The sequence below is a fragment of the Acinetobacter genomosp. 33YU genome (assembly GCF_001990725.1).
Lineage (GTDB): Bacteria > Pseudomonadota > Gammaproteobacteria > Pseudomonadales > Moraxellaceae > Acinetobacter > Acinetobacter seifertii.
On record NZ_LFZQ01000022.1, the window covers coordinates 1 to 13932 of the forward strand.

The 13932-nt window shown below is 39.3% G+C and carries 19 protein-coding genes; 4 read left to right on the forward strand and 15 right to left on the reverse strand.

Annotation, left to right across the window (positions count from 1 at the left end):
* Together AC056_RS18735 and AC056_RS18740 are read right to left on the reverse strand one after the other, a co-directional pair.
* Nucleotides 1-901 (reverse strand): cobalamin biosynthesis protein CobT (locus AC056_RS18735; protein ID WP_077164450.1); only part of this gene is annotated, 901 nt, incomplete at its 3' end.
* 240 nt (nucleotides 902-1141) lie between these two features.
* A complete protein-coding gene (locus AC056_RS18740; RefSeq protein ID WP_000047261.1) occupies nucleotides 1142-1336 on the reverse strand; it encodes a hypothetical protein in 195 nt (64 codons plus the stop codon).
* Between the two features lie 421 nt (nucleotides 1337-1757).
* Here AC056_RS18740 and AC056_RS18745 point away from each other — a divergent pair, with 421 nt between their 5' ends.
* Both AC056_RS18745 and AC056_RS18750 read left to right on the forward strand, forming a co-directional pair.
* The gene (locus AC056_RS18745; RefSeq protein WP_000833467.1) at nucleotides 1758-2177 is read left to right on the forward strand and encodes a helix-turn-helix domain-containing protein; all 420 of its coding nucleotides are present in this window, start codon (nucleotides 1758-1760) and stop codon (nucleotides 2175-2177) included.
* A 339-nt stretch (nucleotides 2178-2516) separates the two neighbouring features.
* Nucleotides 2517-3101: a tyrosine-type recombinase/integrase gene (locus tag AC056_RS18750; protein WP_000124734.1), complete on the forward strand. Its 585-nt coding sequence runs from the start codon at nucleotides 2517-2519 to the stop codon at nucleotides 3099-3101.
* Here AC056_RS18750 and AC056_RS18755 read toward each other — a convergent pair.
* Entirely contained in the window at nucleotides 3098-3514 is a 417-nt protein-coding gene (locus AC056_RS18755) for a hypothetical protein (RefSeq protein ID WP_032042758.1), read from the reverse strand. The two genes, AC056_RS18750 and AC056_RS18755, sit on opposite strands and share 4 nt — an antisense overlap.
* Before the next feature lie 202 nt (nucleotides 3515-3716).
* Between AC056_RS18755 and AC056_RS18760 the strand changes: the two genes are divergently transcribed.
* The gene (locus AC056_RS18760; RefSeq protein WP_002125263.1) at nucleotides 3717-4394 is read left to right on the forward strand and encodes an AAA family ATPase; all 678 of its coding nucleotides are present in this window, start codon (nucleotides 3717-3719) and stop codon (nucleotides 4392-4394) included.
* Nucleotides 4391-4819 (forward strand): hypothetical protein, encoded by a 429-nt coding sequence (locus tag AC056_RS18765; protein WP_002125269.1) that lies wholly within the window; start codon nucleotides 4391-4393, stop codon nucleotides 4817-4819. The genes AC056_RS18760 and AC056_RS18765 overlap by 4 nt, the downstream gene beginning before the upstream one ends.
* Here AC056_RS18765 and AC056_RS18770 read toward each other — a convergent pair.
* The 12 genes from AC056_RS18770 to AC056_RS18825 form a co-directional block, all read right to left on the reverse strand.
* Nucleotides 4807-5427, reverse strand: coding sequence for a hypothetical protein (locus AC056_RS18770; RefSeq protein ID WP_002125265.1), 621 nt, complete (start codon nucleotides 5425-5427; stop codon nucleotides 4807-4809). The genes AC056_RS18765 and AC056_RS18770 overlap by 13 nt on opposite strands.
* 72 nt (nucleotides 5428-5499) lie before the next feature.
* Complete coding sequence (locus tag AC056_RS18775; protein WP_002125274.1) at nucleotides 5500-6072, reverse strand: guanylate kinase; 573 nt, start codon at nucleotides 6070-6072, stop codon at nucleotides 5500-5502.
* 39 nt (nucleotides 6073-6111) lie between these two features.
* Nucleotides 6112-6573, reverse strand: a complete 462-nt coding sequence (locus AC056_RS18780) for a hypothetical protein (protein ID WP_000949172.1) — start codon at nucleotides 6571-6573, stop codon at nucleotides 6112-6114.
* A gap of 17 nt (nucleotides 6574-6590) precedes the next feature.
* A complete protein-coding gene (locus AC056_RS18785; RefSeq protein WP_004832933.1) occupies nucleotides 6591-8006 on the reverse strand; it encodes a hypothetical protein in 1416 nt (471 codons plus the stop codon).
* Nucleotides 8007-8018: 12 nt separating this feature from the next.
* Nucleotides 8019-8528: a hypothetical protein gene (locus AC056_RS18790; protein WP_004832935.1), complete on the reverse strand. Its 510-nt coding sequence runs from the start codon at nucleotides 8526-8528 to the stop codon at nucleotides 8019-8021.
* Nucleotides 8525-9133, reverse strand: coding sequence for an Asp23/Gls24 family envelope stress response protein (locus AC056_RS18795; protein WP_002124005.1), 609 nt, complete (start codon nucleotides 9131-9133; stop codon nucleotides 8525-8527). The genes AC056_RS18790 and AC056_RS18795 overlap by 4 nt, the downstream gene beginning before the upstream one ends.
* Nucleotides 9127-9618 carry a hypothetical protein gene (locus tag AC056_RS18800; protein ID WP_004832937.1) on the reverse strand — a complete coding sequence of 164 codons (492 nt, stop codon included), beginning with the start codon at nucleotides 9616-9618 and terminating at the stop codon, nucleotides 9127-9129. The genes AC056_RS18795 and AC056_RS18800 overlap by 7 nt, the downstream gene beginning before the upstream one ends.
* On the reverse strand, nucleotides 9618-10172 hold the full coding sequence (locus tag AC056_RS18805) for a hypothetical protein (RefSeq protein WP_004832940.1): 555 nt from the start codon (nucleotides 10170-10172) through the stop codon (nucleotides 9618-9620). Before AC056_RS18805 ends, AC056_RS18800 begins: the two co-directional genes overlap by 1 nt.
* 63 nt (nucleotides 10173-10235) lie before the next feature.
* A complete protein-coding gene (locus AC056_RS18810) occupies nucleotides 10236-11330 on the reverse strand; it encodes a hypothetical protein (protein WP_004832942.1) in 1095 nt (364 codons plus the stop codon).
* A gap of 87 nt (nucleotides 11331-11417) precedes the next feature.
* A complete protein-coding gene (locus AC056_RS18815; protein WP_000102026.1) occupies nucleotides 11418-12821 on the reverse strand; it encodes a DnaB-like helicase C-terminal domain-containing protein in 1404 nt (467 codons plus the stop codon).
* A 36-nt stretch (nucleotides 12822-12857) separates the two neighbouring features.
* The gene (locus AC056_RS18820) at nucleotides 12858-13289 is read right to left on the reverse strand and encodes a hypothetical protein (RefSeq protein WP_000005905.1); all 432 of its coding nucleotides are present in this window, start codon (nucleotides 13287-13289) and stop codon (nucleotides 12858-12860) included.
* An 87-nt stretch (nucleotides 13290-13376) separates the two neighbouring features.
* Nucleotides 13377-13932 (reverse strand): hypothetical protein (locus tag AC056_RS18825; protein WP_139344679.1); only part of this gene is annotated, 556 nt, incomplete at its 5' end.

A 13932-nucleotide genomic window follows, 5' to 3' on the forward strand; every position in this document is an offset into this window, starting at 1 on the left:
CAAAATTTAGAACAGTCCCTTTTTTGGCTTTGACGAGCGTTGTGTAATAACCGTCCGCTACTGCTAATTCATTATCTTTAATTGCAGCTTTCACATATTGGGCCGTCTCGCCTTCAAGAAGTTTTCCTTTCTTTTCCTCTTCCCAAGTTGGGCAGTCAGCCACGACCATAAATCGCATCTTTTTACCCAAACGAATATCTGGATGAACCTGTCCAGCAAGGTCGCAACCGTTACATTGCTTGCAATCGCGCATATGCTCGACCAACGAAGCTCGCAGGAATGGCTCTGAGGTATCTGTGTATCTATCTGCTTTTACAGAATCAATAATTAATCCTGGTAATAGCCTCATTTGATCCTTTCGTCGTGAGAGGTCTTTCGCTGAAGGCTCACTAGGTTCAATGCTTGCAAACGCCCCAATTGGACCACTTAACGCACGTAACATTGGCAACATTAAATGTTGCGTAATTTCTTCATCAGAAGCTTTTTCCTTTACAAGTTTTTGGTATTTATCGTCAATCAATTCATCAATGAAAAATTGGCTCGCATTTTTCATATTGATATTTGAACCGCGATATTTTTCAGCCATGCAACGTTCTACACGCGCTTCTTCTAACAATGAAGTTAAAGTCTTTACCTCTTCAGATCCTTTTAGCTTGAGAGAAAAATCGGTAAAAAGATACTTCGCTACCTCTTGATCAAGAAAACCTTGAACCGCATCAATCAGCGAATCTGGTGAATTGTCCGGAAGATATGGAAGGTTAATTCGCACAGGTTTGCCTGTCTTTGGATCCTTATGCACACCTGCCTCAATGCCTTCTTGTGTTACTGCAATATCAGAGTTAGTCAGTGCTTGGGTAACGACAACAATTGCTTGTCTTAAAATATGTATGCGCTCATTCATTGAAAAATCTCAATCTGAAAAAGTCATTATTGGATGTCTATATACAGACCTGACAGTATATTAACAAGTGCTTACTAATATTAAAAAGCATTATAAAAATATTTATTGAAAAATAAAGAGTGAAATTGGGGAGATTTTGAGTTTTAATAGAGGGTTTATTTTGACCGTGGCCAGCATCAAACCTTGGACACTAACCACAGAGAAGGGTCAAGTGAGGGATTTTTAATTATTTAGGTAGACTCATAAGACTATATAGCTAAGTTTAATAAACAAATTTTCGCCAAGTGCATTGTTAATCACAAGGAAATCACCGCATTCCTCATTTTTTCCTTTAATTACATTAATTTGATTTCCCTCAAAGATCAGTTCAGAACCCTGCTCTGCCAAGAAATCTGCTACGGTTTCAGGCGTAATAACTTCAACACTTTTCGACATTTTTTACTCCTATACTCTAACTATCATACTTTTTTGACAAATAATTGGCTTGAATGAGGCTTATACTTCCTCTTGGTATCAGTCGATACGTTGTCATTATAGTATGATTGTCTGCATCAGCTAACAAATTGCCTGTACTTAAAATGAGCATCTACTCACCTATAGTCTGACCATTAGTTTAACCCAAAAATAAGAAAATATTAATCAATGCTTACTTACTAAATTTTTCCGTTAATTGTGACCGATGTCATGTTATCCAATCCTATACAAATCTGTACTTTTCTTGAACTTGGGTAAATCAGCACTTACTGATATACTTTACCTAAACCGCAAATATTTTAAGTCTATAATGTTGTATCGAGGATACATTCCGACATTATGACTTTATATCTATTAAGAATATTCTAAGGAAAACGTTACTATGAAATCAGCAGCTACTAACACCAAACGCAAACTAACTGTCGCCCAATATCTCGACGCTCAACTAAATGCATCGGATCTGAATCAGTCGCAATTGGCAGAGATTATGGGTATCAATCAAAACATGGTTAGCTTCATTGTTCGTGGTAAAAGCAAATTGCCTCTTGAACGTGTGCGCGCTATGGCTGAAGCTTTAAAAATCGATGCTAAAGACCTCTTCATGCGCTGCCTAGAGGAATACATGCCTCATCTGCTTGAAGAAATGGAAGCCATGATTGAGCAACCTCTTATTACTGATGCAGAATCGAATTTAATTAAACAAATTCGCGAAGCAAATGATGGCCATAATTTTGAGTTTTTCACTAACCCTAGACAGAAAGAAGCTTTTGATGCTTTCCTAGAAACACTTAAAGTCAACTAATCTGTTTTTATTCTTACTGCCCGATCAAGTTCGGGCTTTTTGCTATTCATACCCTTTAAATTACTGTTTTTAAATTTTTCTTTCATAGCTCCTCCTAAACTTGAAAACGTTACAAAATCAAGATTGGTATAGATTACCAATTTAAATCAAACTTTGAAATACCACTCTTAATAGAAAAGTACGTATACGACAGGATATGACGCCCTGCCTTTTTGCACCCCCAAAAAATATAATAAAATGTATCTTTTATTACATTTTTTATTTTTCGACATGTGGTAGACTGTTTTTATATCCTTTCCGTTTTTGGAAAAATGTAATAAAAAATTATTTGGTCGATTTATGGCAAGAACAACAACTGGAAAAGCCCCATATGTGTCAGAAGATGATCTTGAGATTACTTTAGCCACTCAAACGGGCGTAAATGCATTACGGAACAAATGTGTTTTGTATTTCTCACACTTCCTTGGGCTTCGCGCTAAAGAATTATCAATGTTAAAGGTCGGCGATGTTTACGACGTGAAGAAGGGCAAGCTGAAGGATATTATTCGATTGCTCGGTAATATTACTAAAGGCAACCGCTACCGTGAGGTATTCCTAGTCAATCCAATCGCTAGATCACTGGTAGAAGAATACATAACAAAAGAAAGACCAAAGGATCCCGACGCACCTTTATTTTTATCGCAGAAGGGCGGTCCATTCTCACCAAATAGCATGGTGACCATGATTAATAACTGTTATAAGAAGGCTGGTATTCAAGCAACCAGCCATTCCGGTCGACGTTCCTTTGCCACAAGGCTAATAAGAAAGGGCGGTGATATTTATTCAATTCAACAATTGATGGGGCATAGCTCAATCCTGACCACGCAAAAATATTTTGCATCGGATCCGGAATTGCTCCGCCAAGTTGCTGAAAAGTTAAATTAAAATTTCAAAAATCTAGTTTTGTGCAGCAGGCTTTGGATTTCAAAGTCTGCATATAGATAGGTTGCAGTCTCACCATTATCTAGGTAGTCATCCATTCGCTGCTCAAAATCTTTTTGGTTATAGAATTTTAATTCATTAATATCAAAGTGGTTTTTATCAAATTCAACGGCAACGGCTTCGTTTTCATTCATGAGCTCCAGAACCTTATTGGCACCTTGAATGCCGCCAAGCATATCAATTTCACTCTTTACTAATTTAAATTCCTGATCATCCAACTCATCAGCAATCTTGTTTGCTTCTTCTAATGTTTTGGCACTCGTTGCATCAAAGAACACAACTTCACCATTTGCATTCTGAATCCAAGTACCTATTTCAAAAGTTCCATCTTCTAATTGTCTGATTTGATTCTGCATTTTAAGCCTATGAATTTATATGTAAGCAATTAGAACTATTAAACATTTTGTTTTAGTTAAATACAATCTAATTTTTAAATTAATAATCTATATAGATTTCTATATAGATTTCTACATAGCAATGAATACAAGTTTATACATTGTTATCTAGCGCATTTACTATTACACTACGATTTTCGCCAACGTTTATGTTGAGGATTTAATGAAATTATTGATCGCCAATTCAAAAGGTGGCGTCGGCAAAACAACTACGGCTACCAATTTGGCTGCATGGATTGCCAATAATGAAAAACAAGACGTAGCTCTTGTCGACCTTGACGCCAATAAAAATTCGGTTAAATGGGGTATTTATCGTCAAGCCCAAACTTTCATAGAAAAGACCGGCTCAATCAAAACTTATCATTTGTTTGGTCAACCAGAAATTGACAAAGTCATTCCAAAAATTGAAAGTGAAACACCTAACGTAATTCTCGATTGCGGTGGTTATGACTCTTCTGGCTTCCGTGAAGCGCTGCTTTGTTCCGATGCCATTCTTATTCCAACTCGCCCTAACCAAGCTGACGTAGAATCAACTGGGGAAATTTTGGAATTAATTGAAGAAGCAAATAATATCCGTGTAAATGAAAGGGACCTCGATCCACTTCATGTCTACATCTATATCACTCAAGTCCCGACAAATGCACGTATCACAGCTTTAGACGATGCGCGTAATGCGTTTAAAGAAGTTGAAGATTTTGCAAAAGTTCTCGATTCCGTAAATTACGACCGTATTGCATATTCAAGAGCTTATGGCATGGGTCTGGGTGTTATTGAGTTAAATATTGGTGCCTCTAAGGCAGCAGAAGAAGTAAATGCATTGGCTGAGGAGTTGTTCAAATGAGTGGACGTGGTGGATTATCATTAGGCAAAGCTGCAAAAGTACAAGCTGAAAATTCAAATGCATCCGATTTTACAAAGAGTGCTCCAGTACAAACTGCCACAGCAACGCCAGAAGCTAATGAAAAACCTGTAGACCTTGATAAGCTTGATGAACTATCAGGATTAAGCAAACCTAAAGAGAAAAAGGACCGTGAAGCGCCTTGGCGTCAGGGCATTAATATTGCTCCTGAAGACTTGAAATTAATTCAACGTCCTTTTAACAACAATATTAGCCAAGAAATGTACCTTCGTTTGAACTGGCTTAAATCTATCAGCTCCATTGGCATGGGTTCTAACAAGACCACTTTTACAACCATGCTCAATGAAGCTTTAGAAGAATATACGGCTCGTCGAATCAAAAAACTCGGCGACAATTATGACGTCTGACCAAGAAATTCAAACCATTCGTCATAAATAATATTCTCGTATTTTAGGGCAAGCAGTTTGAAGTCAAAACCAAAGGCTTCAAACACAGCTTGCTCTAAATTTTTGAGCTTTTCATGCTCCTTTTCCTCATTTGATTCCCAAAATAAATAGTTTGTTTTGATACTCACAGGGCAATTTTTAATAATTTCTCTCGCTAGTTTTGAGTTTCTAGCTGCCACATTGGCTTGTCTAACTTCCAAGTTTGTCACTTCATCAAGGCTTAATCCTGATTCTAATGAGAACAACACAGCCTTTCTTTCAACTTCCTTCAGCTTCAATAAACCAGCAATTAGGTTGCTCACCGTAATGGAATGATCTTTTTTTAATTTAAATCGAGCAATTTTTACCGAGTTGATTTGGCGGTTATAAATAGCGTCGTTGATCTGACTAACCGCGTATTCAATTTCCTTATCAATTTGACTTTCTTCATTTTTAAACTTGAATTTAGCAATTACGGCGTTTAATTGATAATTTGTAATTCTTTCAATGTGAGTGGTCCATAATTTCGTAGTTGCCAAATCGCTATTTTTAAGTGCAGGCAAAACACCAGGAACAGATTTTAGTAGCATAAAAAAACTCCGAAATTATTGAAATTATCGGAGCATTCTATTTTAGGAAATTTTAATTGTTCATCAAAATGCTTAGGCTATTTTATCTAAATGTCCTGCACGGCGCACATGATCTAAAATCGGCTCTAAGGCATCTTCAATCGTTTCATCATTCTGGATCAACATATCGTACTGGTTGATTTCGTTTATCCAATGAGATTCGACCTGAATCATGACTTCTAAACGTTCCGCAAGTTTCTGATCTGCTCGAACAATTAAACGTTGTAGACGGCTTTTAATATCAGCGTCGACAAAAACCCCAAGATATTTAATTTCATTTGCTTTCAGATAACGCTTAATCTTCTTATATCCATTTGGGTCGACAATAATTATGGCATTTCGATCATCTGGCAAGGTTTTGAAATTATCAATCGTTACGCCATATTCATAATTACCATGTTTATTTGTCTCAAGGAACTGATCAGCCTTTTTCAGTGCATCAAACTCTGTTTGAGTAATAAAGTGGTAGTGCAAACCATCAACCTCACCTTCCCGTTTCGGCCGTGATGTTGTGGTAACAATACGATTAAACCCATATTTCTCGGTCAGCGCGTCAGCAATGGTTGTTTTGCCGCTGCACGTTGTTCCAGATAACAATACAAACATCGTCATACCTCATAAGAAGAGGCGGTAGAACCGCCCCAATTAATCCCGATCAATACACTTCCAACCTTGGAAACTTCCGCTTGAATAAGGGATGCAATCTGTAAATGCATAGTAATCATATTGGAAACCAATCTTACGCGATTTCTTCTGTGTAGATGAAGAAGAAACAGGCATCGGTTTAGCAGGCGTTGTAACAGGCTTCACAGAACGAATCGTACTAGGTTTTGTCACAGTCTTAACTGGACTAGAACGAAAACTTGTAGTGGTCGGAGCGCGTGTGGACGAGCTGCTGTAAGACCGCGCAAAAGATGTCGAAGGACGAGCTGAGGATACAGACGCTGCTCTCGCTACCACCGCTGCATTCGCTTTAGCTCCGCCAATGCAAAAATACCCGATAACTGTAAGAATAATGGCAAATCCAATAGTTGCGATAATTTCCCATTGTTCAGTAGAAGGACGTAAAGCTTTTTGACGATGTAGTTTTTTAGCTTTAGATAACATCAATATATACTCCATATTTATGCTGTCGCTGTATTGTCAATCACCACCGCTTCACTTTCTGCCAGCTTCTTGGCAGCTTCGATAGCGTTTTTGAATTGCTCTTCAATACGTTTTAAATCATCAGCTTCCGTTTTATCGATTCGATAGCAGTCCTCAACCATACGTGGCAAATACAACGAGTAATTCTGGTTACTGTTGGATGGGCGCATAATGGCATTTGAACGTACAGTGATAATTCGACCAATCCAGTCACTAGGGTTTGCATCAACTTCGCCACGCATTTTTTCATTCTTAATGGCGACATCCACAATGACTTGACCACATGCAGATTTACAATGCAAAGCTCCTGCTCGCCCTTGGTTCTTTGAACCCACCTTACCCGGATTAATGCTCACAACCTCCAGCTCACAATCCGCATCAAGTTTTAATTTAACTTGGTGTTTACTTGTACCGTCTCTCCAGTGACCTTCTGGATGCTTGATTACCAGTCCCTCTTTGCCCTGCATAAGTACATTAAAAAAGTGATCGTAAGTCTCGCCCAATGAGTGAACAACATGCGTATCAATAAGCCGCACATACTTAGGCTTAAACTTGGCCAGCATCGATTTAATCAGTGCAATACGACGTTTATATGCTGCTTCAAATTTTCCTTTTGACTTAACAGAACTAAGTGGAATGAAGTCCCAAATCATATAGATCGGTTTTTCATTTTCAGCGAATGAGCCACCCTTAGTGACCGAATTCAAGATGCCATTTCCAACCTTGCGTGGCAGGACGACACCATCACGCTCGACAAGTAGTTCGCCATGATATTGGACATCTTTGATCAGCATATCCATTTCCGCAGTAAGGTCGGAAAAATGCTCCATAGGTAACGGCGTGCCCTGACGTGAGGACAAGAAGAACTTATCTTCTAAATTGGTCCCGTTGGCAAACATGCCATCAGCTTTTTCTTGCAAATAAATGCCATCTTTCCACGGCCATGCCTTCAGCTTTACTTCACTAGGCAATGAACAGCGTTGGTATGGAAATACAGGAATCAAATCAGGCACGACTTTGTTGATCGTTGCATCACTAAAACCTGCACGTAAATCTTTTCTTAAAATTCGAATTAGAAGCTCGCCTGACTTCTCTGATAATTGAGCCAGTTGGCTACGCAGCGCTTCGCGCGCTGCATTGCCTGTTAGTTCACGGTTATTAAGCTTAGATAGGAACTCAAGGGTATCAACCTCATCAAACATTAATTCCCCTGTTCCTGCATCTTCTGCTTTTGGCAAAATTCCAAAGACAATAAACGGGTCATATGCCAAACGCAGAACTTCTCTGAACAACCCCTTTTCTGCTTCAAAATCCATGAGTAAAGCTAGTTTTTCATTTTTTGAGCTTTCAGATGCAATTTGGTTTAAAGCCTCTAGTAACTGATCGCTATTCATTGCTACACCTTATTACTGCTTTGCAAATGAAGGAATAAATGAATCTTTAAATGGGGAATCGCCTTCTTTGGATTTCAGCATTTCGCTTTTAGCGTTTTTAATCACTTCTCTAACATGGGCTTGATGAGCTTTAAATACTTCTTCGCCGAAATGCTCTTTTGCAGCTTGCAGAAAGACCGCTAGCCAATGATTGGTAAAATCACGAAGCATGTGACCTAGATCAAGCAAATATTCATCTTCTGATTTTTGAGCCAATAATTGTGCATATTCCTGAATTGATTCTGTGCCGGTATTCACGACTAATGCTGCTTGAACCTGTGCAACCACACCCATAATGGCTCTCATGTAAACTTCAAGCTGTTGTGGACCATTAACGTGAGCTTTTACAAACTCTTCGGTTAAATCCTGAATCTTGCGCATGTGATCAGGAAGCAAGGTCATGAAGCGTAATTCCTCGGCATCTACATTCGAGTCTTTTAATGCCTTGATTAAAGCTTCTAATAAATCTTCTGCGTTGCTCATAATTTTTCCTGTGTGTTTGCTTTGAAACGGTTAGCAATTTCTAAAAGCGATAATCCGCTCTCGATACTTGGTACAGTTAAGCTCTCACTCTCGATATATAAGTTAGCGCTTACTTTATTTTCTTGTTGCGATTCTACATGAACATCTTTGGTATTCAAACTATTTTTCTTTAGTTTAGTATTGATTGCATCACTTAATGAATAATTACCCTTTGAATTAACTGGAATTTCTTTTTCTGGTTTTTCACCATTAATATTAGTAAGTTCTAACTTATAATCAAATTTAGAAGAAATAGAAATTCCTTGTTTAGCCAGCCGCTTCCCAACTTGTTTTCGCATTTCTGAACGATCAATGTAATAGAGAGGCTTACCTGCCTCAATTTCACGTTCACGCATTTCGGCAGCTTCACAGTGATGTCTATGGATAGCGACTACACAAACTGCATCCACCTCGCGTTCATTTCCCTCCTGAACATTATGGATGCGCTTTAGGCATGCGGCATAATTAGGACGGTTGCCAGTATGAGGGCAAAAATCGCAGTAATAGGCATTTGTTCCGCTTCTGGATAATTCCAAATCGAGTTCAGGAAGAGTTTTAGTTACCATGATCCTTGTACTCCTTTATAGGCAGCATACTCATCTGTATCAAGAATTAATTCGCTCAGTTCGCTTCTGATAGGTCCAAAATAATTTTGAAAAATTGACTTGATCTCAGCTTCTCGCCCTTTGTCAAAAATATTGGATGCTTCGCGACCGAAAATTGATTGAGCATATTCAATTGGATTAATCGAATCCGAATTGGTAGACAATTCATCAACTAGATTACGTACAGCAGCCTTACTTAAATTCTTTACCCTTTCTGCTACTGTTGAGTAAGAAAGTCCTCCGTATTTTTCAAGAATTTCGACCGTTCGGTGATAACCGCCCTTGTTATCATGGTAATCAACAGCCTTGATCGCCAAGCCTAATACTTCATCTTGAGTATGCTTGTGGACAGCAAAATATTCTGTCAGCTCCAAAACCTTTTCATTCGTTGTGGTCTTTGTCACCATAAACCGACAATGTGGAACCCCAATAATTACTCTGTTCATTACCATGACCCCAAAACTTCACCATAAAATTCTTGTCGTTGTGCCATGAGCTGAGCCGCTTTACGCTCTTCCTCTTCTTGTTTTCGTTGCCGTTCTTCCTCTGTTTCATATCTGAATGTAAATTTGTACATGTCATCAACTGGAATCCCGAACGTTTGGGACAAGGTTTCTAAATATTGTTCAAAACCCTTTTCGGTAATCGCTGATGCGAAAGGCGCTCTAATGGCATTAATCGGAGAGTCGAGAGTCAAGTAAGTAATAAAATCATGGAAATTATCAAATTCATGCAGGATTTCGCTTTCACGTAAATCGCTATATTCACCTGCTTTACCTTTCGCTTTTAGTGTTTTATTAAATTCGGTATCAAGTGTTTCACCCTTACCTTCTGAATGGTGTTTGACTTGAGCCGTTTGATTTACCGCTGAGCCATAAATTTTGAATAATTGCGTGTTGCGTTTAGCTCCGTCCTGTACAGATAACAAGAACATCGAATAATATTTTGTCCCACTCGTATGCAATGAGTAGGCACTTCTGACCACAATTTTTAAACTCATAGTAAAAGCACCTTGAAAACTTCAACAATATTTTAAAAACAATGATTTGGAATCAAATACGATTCAGACTTTACCCATATACTTAATGCGTAAACTTACTGCGCTAATTGGCGTAATTGGTATCGCTTTTCGATACGCTGTGCGAACGATTTCAGGGTCGACTTCATTGGGGTCACATCCAGCAGGCAACGTGGCCAACCTTGCCTTTATGCCAAAGCTATTTATCTTTAAACATGCATCGATCGCAGACAGAATTGCGGCAGGCTCTCCATCCCACATAATTGTCACGCACTCCAATCCCTCATCTTTGAGCTTTAGTAATTCAGCCATTTGCGATTCATCACCACCTACCGAAAGATGCTTACCAAATGACGCGACAACTCCAACATTGCAAAGGAACTCGTCTTCCTTGAAGGCTTGATATATCGCCATAGCGTCAAAAGCGCCCTCTCCCATGACGATTTCAACGTAACCTAGGGCATTATGGCCGTTATATAGGTAAGTGCCCGTAGACGCGAAACCAGGAGGAAATAGATACTTCTTTTCAGCCTTTCCTGTAATATCCCGACCCTGAAAAGACACAAGCTTGCCTTCAAGGTCCCTGACAGGAATGATGATTCTCATGCTGTAGTTTTGGTATTGCTTTTCACCCGTTGGACCTATGTATGCAAACCAACCCTTTTGACAGAATTTCAGTCCAAATTCACGACACGTATCGAGCGTTATATTTCGATCTTTCAGGTACTTTAGGTTCTGACCCATGATCGGCAAGTCATAGGCTTTTGGAAGCTTTAGATCGCCAATTTTGGTTTGTGTGGGTTCACTTTTGCGCTTTGGCTGCCAGCCCTGCTCCTGAGCAATTGCTTTAACATGCTCGACAATCTCTTTATTGCTTAGGCTATTACCACCTATACCAGCCTTAATAAACTTCCATTTCGAGAATTTGGTTTCGCAATCACCATGAAAGCAGTTACCCAAACCCGTATCCTGATTCAGATAGACTTTCCAGCTTGAGTTACCACATACCGGACATTCCTTAACATTCAACTGGATTCCGTTTTTTCCGCGAGTTACTTTGTATTCAAACCCTTCGCGGTTAAGCCAATACTCCATATCAATGCGGTCTAATATCTCCGCTAAACTTTCTTGATCTCTCATATTGCAAAATCGCATTAGATAAAATTAGCGCTTATTTATACTAGCACAAAGTTATAAATAAGCGCTTACTATAATAATGGGTTAAATTTATTCGACGCTAATCACTTCTTCCAAGAACCTCATCATGGACACATTCTGCTTAATCACCACAGTAACCCCCATCTCTTGGTTACGAGAAGCTGCAAAGTACAATCGAGCCTGACCTTTCGCTCTCTCTTCCTCTGTAATGTTGATGGAGATTGCAACGTCAGCGGTCCTGATTTTGTTAAAGTCCTCAGCTACGTGCTCTGCCTTGGCTACCGTTGACTTAAAGCCCTCACGGTTGGTCTGAGTAGCTGTCAGTAACGCCACATTCTCTTCAAAAGCAATCGCGCGTAAATCAACATAGATAGCTCTTGAGTTCTCTTTTGGGTCATTTGTACGAATATCTGGACGCATCAAATCTGCATAGTCCACAATGATCATATCGAACTTGATTGGCGGTCTTATCGTTCCATCAGGGTTCCGCCCAGGATTCTTATACCTATCAATTAACGCTCTTAGCTGTGACGGAGAAAATGTACCGGAACCAAATTCATGAATAATAAATTTGCCCGCCGTCTTGGCTACCGTCTCGACCGCAGTTGCAACACTTGCAGCCTTCGACGCCAATTCTTTCATGATCACTTTTGAAATAGAGGCATCTAAACGGTCTGCAATAATGTCTTTACCAACTTCTAGCGTTACATATAGAACGTTGTATTTAGCAAAGCTTGCGATACGGCCAAAGTGAATAAGCGCTTGCGTCTTACCTGCTTTTGCACCGCCCATTAATAGAGACAGCTCCTTGCGTCCCCAACCTCTGTGATAGAGCAGATCATCAAGTTCTTTACAGCCAGTAGTAATGCCTGTCGGAGGTACTTTGCCTGTCAGCTTCTCGATACGTGCCAGCTTACGATTCAACGCCTGAGCGAAGAAGTCATAACCAACACCCTCTTCATTCAATCCGACCGCAATAGCTTCCTTGATACGCGCTTCAATCTTGGCGTAATTACCTGCCTCAAGATCAGGAACAGAATTAACAATCGCATTGGATACCGCCTGTTTTCGCGCGAACTCAACAACCTTTTCTTCAACGAAAGCCTTGTCAGTGACATAGATGCCAATTAATTTCTTCCTTGCTTCCACAATTGCCGCTAATGTTTCTCGCTTATAAACTTTAGAAGCAGCTTTATCCTTGATAATTTGGACAACAGAAGCGGGATCAGGAGAACATCCATATTTATTGAAGTGTTGGAGCGCAATATCGACCAGACATGCTTCACCCTGATTTTCGAAAAATTCTGGCTTCAGAATATGGGCGGCTCTTCTAAGAAACTCATCATCACGTAAAGTTAAAGCCGCAATTTTTGATTGAAACTCATCGTCGTAATCAAACTTTTCTTCGGTGAAGCCTTCGAGTTCTTTATCAACGACCTCTTCTTCATGAATTTCGGCCACAGCAGTAGACATATAAGATAATCCTTATAGAAAATAGATGGCTTACGTTTAAGATTTAGATTTCGACTTTCTCTCTAGCTCATCAACTAGGTCTTCAATCCCCTTAGTTGGTGAGAACTCGGAAATTTGGTGTTTAAAAAGAACACGCGCACGATAACGACCGTTTTTATCACCATTCAAATAACAACGAAGCGAGATCGTTTCTGCATCCGCAGCACGGATGTATCCACGTACAACTTCGCCGTCTGTTTTAATGACTACAATTTCCTGTTCTTGCTCTTGCAGCTTACGAACAAACTTCATGTAGCCCATTTCTTCAATTTCGCATTCGTTCGCTGGCAGCCTACGCCCATACGTTTTACGCGGCTGAAATTGAAGTTTTTGCTTTTCTTCCGTATTTAAGTAAATAGACTCCTTTGAAATTGGAGCGCTATTGCCGAACTTGTTTTGTATCGCAAGTTCTTTCTGCCATTCGCTCATTAAAACCTCGAAACATTAGTAATTACTATAAAAACGATATTATCAAATTATAGTAATCGCTTATTAATATTTTAAGAGAAAAAAGCATTAAATACTGGATTTAATAGCTTGGTTGATGATTGAAATATCAAAAGACTCTAAAGCTTTTTCAATTCGAAGCGCATCATAGCGATAAATGCATGTCCCTAATGCGTAATGCTGCACTTGACGCATCCGCACCTGCTTAACAATAAAATCTTCATAATCAACTTGCATTGGACTGTTATGAAAAAGTGTAGCGGTAAAATATGGACTTTTAGCGATCTGGAGCGAAGCTTCACAATAAGACTCCCACTCATGGAAGACTTCAATTAACAGTTCTTCTTTTTTTAGTTGAGCAGGTCTAGGTGGCAAAGGTCTACCATTCGCAATCACCTTAACGCATTTATCAAATGCGGTTTTTAAATAGAAGTCATAACGCATTCCCAAAGCATCAACCGCCTGTCTGAGTCGCCAAAATGACAAGGCCTCACGACTGAGTAAGAAATCTCGCTCCTTAATGGGTTTAACGAATTCGGCCGCCTTATGATCAATAGCTTTTCTATAAAAGTTTCGATATTCATTTTTGAAAAGCCGAAAGAAGGTAAGCGTCCGCTGAACACAC